General features: G+C 78.6%; 1 protein-coding gene. It reads right to left on the minus strand.

What is annotated here, in order from left to right:
• Positions 1-5820 (minus strand): SDR family NAD(P)-dependent oxidoreductase (locus tag RM780_RS27425; protein ID WP_311633612.1); only part of this gene is annotated, 5820 nt, incomplete at both ends.

Raw genomic sequence — 5820 nt, forward strand, 5'->3', positions numbered from 1 at the left:
CAGTAGGCGGGGTCGGCCAGTTCGCCGGGGGCGGCGGGGCGGCCGGTGAGGGTGGAGACGAAGGGGAGGGCGGGTTCGGCGTGGGCGGCGCGGGCGGCGACGGCGTGGAAGGCATCGAGGACCGGGTCCATCAGGGGCGAGTGGAAGGCGTGGGAGACGGTCAGGCGCTTGGTCCTGCGGCCCTCGGCGCGGGCCAGGGCGGCGGTGACGGCCTCCTCGGTGCCGGAGATGACCACGGAGGCGGGGCCGTTGACGGCGGCCAGGGCCAACGCGCCCTCATGGTCGGGGAGTTCGGCCAGCAGGCGCCGGATCTCGTCCTCGCTCGCCTCGACGGCGGCCATGGCGCCGCCGGGGGGCAGGGTTTGCATGAGGCGGGCGCGGGCGGCGACGAGGGCGGCGGCGTCGGCCAGGGTGAGGACGCCCGCGGCGTGGGCGGCGGCGAACTCGCCCACGGAATGCCCGGCGACCACGTCCGGGCGCACGCCCCAGGACTCCAGGAGGCGGAAGAGGGCGGTCTCCAGGGCGAAGAGCGCGGGCTGGGCGAACTCGGTGCGGGCCAGGGCGGCTGCGTCCTCGCCGAAGGCGATCTCGCGCAGCGGTCGGGGCAGGTGGCGGTCGAGTTCGGCGCAGGCGGCGTCGAAGGCGTGGGCGAACGCCGGGTGCGCGGCGTGGAGTTCGCGTCCCATGCCGGGGTGCTGGCTGCCCTGGCCGGGGAAGACGAACGCCAGACGGGGCGCGGCTGCGGCGGGTGCGGCGCCGTGGAGGAGGCGGGGGTGGCTCGTGCCGCGGGCGAGGGCGGCCAGGCCCTCGGTGAGTTCGTCGCGGTTGGTGCCCAGGACGGCGGCGCGGGTGTCGAGGGCGGCGCGGGTGGTGGCCAGGGCGTGGGCGAGGTCGGCGGGGCGGGCCTCGGGATGGGCGTCGAGGTGGGTGAGGAGGCGCTGGGCCTGGGCGCGGAGGGCGGCGTCGTCCTTGGCGGAGATCAGCCAGGGGAGGGTCGCGTCCTCGGGCGCGGGCCCGGCCTCCGGCTCGGGCTCCGGTTCCGGTTCCGTGGCGGGGGCCTCGGCGAGGAGGATGTGGGCGTTGGTGCCGCTGAAGCCGAAGGAGGAGACTCCGGCGCGGCGGGGGCGTTCGCCGTCCGGCTCCCAGGGGGCGGGCTCGGTGAGGAGGCGGACCGCGCCGGAGGACCAGTCGACGTGGGGGGTCGGCCGGTCCACGTGGAGCGTGGGCGGCAGGAGTCCGTTGCGCAGGGCGAGGACCATCTTGATGACCCCGGCGACTCCGGCGGCGGCCTGGGTGTGCCCGAGGTTGGACTTCAACGAGCCGAGCAGCAGGGGCCGTTCGGGGCCGGGGCGCTCGGCGCCGTAGGTGGCCAGCAGCGCCTGGGCCTCGATCGGGTCCCCGAGGGCGGTGCCCGTGCCGTGGGCCTCGACCGCGTCGACGTCGGCGGGCGTGAGGCGGGCGTTGGCCAGGGCCTGCCGGATCACCCGTTCCTGGGAGGGGCCGTTGGGGGCCGTCAGTCCGTTGGAGGCGCCGTCCTGGTTGATGGCGGAGCCGGGGACGAGGGCGAGGACGCGGTGGCCGTTGCGGCGGGCGTCGGAGAGGCGTTCGAGCAGGAGGAGGCCGATGCCCTCGCCCCAGGCGGTGCCGTCGGCGGCGGCGGAGAACGCCTTGCAGCGGCCGTCGGGGGCCAGGCCGCGCTGGCGGCTGAAGGCGAGGAAGGTACGGGGGGTGGACATGACGGTGACGCCGCCGGTCAGGGCGAGGGCGGACTCGCCCTGGCGCAGGGACTGGACGGCCAGGTGGAGGGCGACCAGGGAGGAGGAGCAGGCGGTGTCGACGGTGACCGCCGGGCCCTCCAGACCGTAGTGGTAGGCGATGCGGCCGGAGGCGACGGAGGCGGCGCGGCCGGTGAGCAGGAAGCCCTCGGCGGCCTTGGGGGCGCGGTGGACCATCCCGGAGGCGTAGTCGTCGGCGTAGTCCTGGCCGTTGGAGCCGACGAAGACGCCGGTGCGGGTGCCGCGCAGGGCGGCGGGGTCGATCCCGGCGCGTTCGAGGAGCTCCCAGGAGCCTTCGAGGAGCAGGCGCTGCTGGGGGTCCATGGCCAGGGCCTCGCGCGGGGAGATCCCGAAGAAGTCGGCGTCGAACTCCCCCGCGTCGTGCAGGAAGTAGCCCCGGTCGAGGTAGGTGGTGCCGGGGTGGGCGGGGTCCGGGTGGTGCAGCCCTGCGAGGTCCCAGCCGCGCCCGGCGGGGAAGCCGCTGAGGGGGTCGGCGCCGGTGGTGATCAGCCGCCACAGATCCTCGGGCGAGTGCACGCCGCCGGGGAAGCGGCAGCTCATCGCGACGATGGCGATGGGGTCTTCGTCACCTGCGACGGCGACGGCGACGGCGGCGGGGGCGGCTGCCGGGGTCGCGGGCGTCTGGGCCGGGGCAGCGCCGGGGAGGCGGCCGGTGAGGTGGGCGGCGAGGCGGGCCGGGGTGGGGTGGTCGAACACGGCGGTGGTGGGCAGCCGCAGGCCGGTGGCGGCGGCCAGGCGGTTGCGCAGCTCGACGGCGGTGAGGGAGTCGAACCCGGCGTCGCGGAAGGGCCGTTGGGGCCGCAGCGCGTCGGGCCCCGGGTGGCCGAGGACGGCGGCGGCCTCGGCGCGCACCAGTTCCAGGACGGCGCGGGGGCGTTCGGAGGCGGGCAGCCCGGCGAGGCGGCGCGCCAGGGCGGGGGCGTCCGAACGGCCGTGCGCGGCGGGGGCGTTGGCGGTCTCGGCTCCGGCGAGGCGGGCGCGGGCCTCGGGGATCGTCTCCAGCAGCGGGCGGCTTCCGGCGGGGCCGGCGAGGGCGGGGGCGAACAGGTCCCAGTCGACGGCGGCGACGGTGACCTCGGTGTCGTCCTGTTCGAGGGCCACGCGCAGGGCGTGCACGGCCGTGCCGGCGGGCATGGGCACCAGCCCGCGGCGGCGGGAACGCTCGGCGACGGCGTCGGTGACCAGGCCGCCGGCGCCCCAGGAGCCCCAGGCGACGGAGGTGGCGGTCAGCCCGGCGGCGCGGCGGTGGTGGGCGAGGGCGTCGAGGTGGGCGTTGGCGGCGGCGTAGGCGGCCTGGCCGCCGTTGCCGGTGACGCCGGAGACGGAGGAGAACAGCACGAAGGCCGACAGGTCGAGGTGGGCGGTCAGCTCGTGGAGGTGGCGGGCGGCGTCGGCCTTGGGCGCCAGGACGCGGGCCATGCGCTCGGGCGTGAGGGCGTCGAGGAGGCCGTCGTCGAGGGTGCCGGCGGCGTGGAAGACGGCGGTGAGGGGCTGGTCGGCGGGGACGGCGGTCTCCAGCAGGTGCGCCAGGGCCTCGCGGTCGGCGGCGTCGCAGGCGGCGATGGTGACGCGGGGGCCCAACGCCCGGAGTTCCTCGCGCAGTTCGGCGGCGCCGGAGGCGGCCTCGCCGCGGCGGCCGGTGAGCAGCAGGTGTCCGGCTCCGGCGGTGGCGAGCCAGCGGGCGACGTGGGCGCCGAGGGAGCCGGTGCCGCCGGTGATCAGGACGGTGCCGCCGGGGCGCCACTCGGGGCGGCGGGGCGGGGTGGCGGCCTGGGCGCGGACGAGGCGGCGGGCGAGCAACGCGCCGGGGCGCAGGGCGAGTTCGGTCTCGCGTGGTGGGGCGGACGGGCCGCCGTCCGCGTCCTCGGCGGGGGCGGCGGTGAGGAGGGCGGCGAGGCGGGCGAGGGTGGCGGGGCCGGGCTCGGTGGGCAGGTCGACGATGCCGCCCCAGCGGTGGGGCTGTTCGACGGCCAGGACGCGGCCCAGGCCCCAGAGCTGGGCCTGGGCGGGGTGGTTGAGCGGGTCGGCGGGGCCGGTGGTGACGGCGGAGGTGGTGACGCACCACAGCGGGGCGGCCGTTGAGGCGTCGCCGAGGGCCTGGGCGAGCGCGGCGGTGCCGGCGAGGGCGGCGGAGACGGCGTGGCCGGGGATGCGGGGGGCCTCGTCCAGGGCGAGGAGGGAGAGGACGCCGGCGGGCGCGGCCTCGCCGGTCAACGTCCGCAGCAGGGCGGCGAGCCGGGCGCGGGCTTCGGGGTCGGCGCAGGGGACGGCCAGGGGGGTGACGGCGGCGCCGCGGGCGGTGAGGGCGGCGGAGACGGCGACGGCCAGGGGGTGGTCCTCGCGGCCCTCGGGGACGGCCAGGAGCCAGCCGGGGGCGGCGTTGCTTTCGGCGCCCCCGGGGCTCGCGGTAGCCGTCAACGGGTGCGGGGGGACTGCCGGTTCGGGGACCGGGCGCCAGGTGACGCGGTAGCGCCAGCGGTCGGCGGTTGCGCGCTCGGTGGCGCGGCGGTGCCAGTCGGAGAGGCGGGGGACGACGTCGCTCAGCGGCGCGTCGGGGTCCAGGTCCAGGGAGCCGGCCAGCCCGGGGACGTCCGCGCGGTCCACGGCGGCCCAGAAGCCGGCCTCCTCGGGGGTGCGGGCGGGGCCTTCGGCGTCGTGCGCGGCGGAGGCGGGGCGGGGGTCGAGCCAGTACCGCTCGTGCTGGAAGGGGTAGGTGGGCAGTTCGACAGGGCGCGGGGCGGCGGGGGCGAGAACGGCCGTCCAGTCCACGGGCGTTCCGGCGGCGTGGGCCTGGCCGAGGGCGAGGAGGAACTGCCGGGAGCCGCCCGCGCCGCGGCGCAGGGTGGGGATGGTCTCGACGGCCGCCTCGGCGTCCTCGGCGGTGCCGGTGACTCCGGCGGTGAGCACCGGGTGGGGGCTGACCTCGATGAACAGGGTGTGGCCGCGGGCGATGAGGTGGCCGGTGGCCTCGGCGAAGCGGACGGGAGAGCGGAGGTTGCGGTACCAGTAGGCGGCGTCCAGGGAGGTGCTCTCCAGCGGGGCGCCGGTGACGGTGGAGCAGAAGGGGACGGACGGGTCGCGGGGGTGCAAGGGGGCGAGGGCGGCGGCGAGTTCGTCCGCGATGTCCTCGACGTGGGCGCAGTGGGAGGCGTAGTCGACGGGGACGCGGCGGGCGTTGAGGCCGTCGGCGGCGCAGGCGGCGAGGAACGCGTCCAGGGCCTCGGCGTCGCCGGAGACGACCACGGAGCGGGGGCCGTTGACCGCGGCGACGGCCAGGTGGTCGCCGTAGGGGGCGAGTCGGGCGGTGACCTCGGCCACGGGGGCCGGGACGGAGGCCATGCCGCCGCGTCCGGCGAGGCGGCGCAGCAGGCGGGAGCGGAGGGCGACGACGCGGGCGCCGTCCTCCAGGGTGAGGGCGCCGGCGGCGCAGGCGGCGGCGATCTCTCCCTGGGAGTGGCCGATGACGGCGGCGGGGGTGACGCCGCAGTCGGCCCACAGGCCGGCGAGGGAGACCATCACGGCCCACAGCGCGGGCTGGACGACCTCGGCGGCCTCCGGCGCGGGGGCGCCGGGGGCCTGGCGCAGCACGTCGTGCAGGGACCAGTCGGTGTGGGGGGCCAGGGCCTGGGCGCAGGCGTCGACGCGGCGGCGGAACGCGGGGGCGGTGTCGAGGAGCTCGGCGGCCATGCCGGGCCACTGGGAGCCCTGGCCGGGGAATACGAGAACGGGGCGGCCCGGGCCTGTGGCCCGGCCGTGGACGAGGTGGGGGCTGGTGCGGTCCTCGGCGAGGGCGCGCAGGGCCTCGGCCAGCCGTGTGGGATCGGTGGCGACGGCGACGGCCCGGTGCTCGTGATGGGTGCGGGTGGTGGCCAGGGCGTGGGCGAGGTCGGCGGGGCGCGGCGGTCGGGGGCCGGTGAGCCGGCGCGAGGTGCGTTCGGCCGGGGCGGCCCGGGGCCGGGGCGGGCGGGGGGAGTGGAGGCGGGGGAGGGCGGCGGGGTCCGGCCGCGGGGCGGGGGCGGGCGCC

The organism is Streptomyces boetiae, from assembly GCF_031845405.1.
GTDB classification, from domain to species: domain Bacteria; phylum Actinomycetota; class Actinomycetes; order Streptomycetales; family Streptomycetaceae; genus Streptomyces; species Streptomyces boetiae.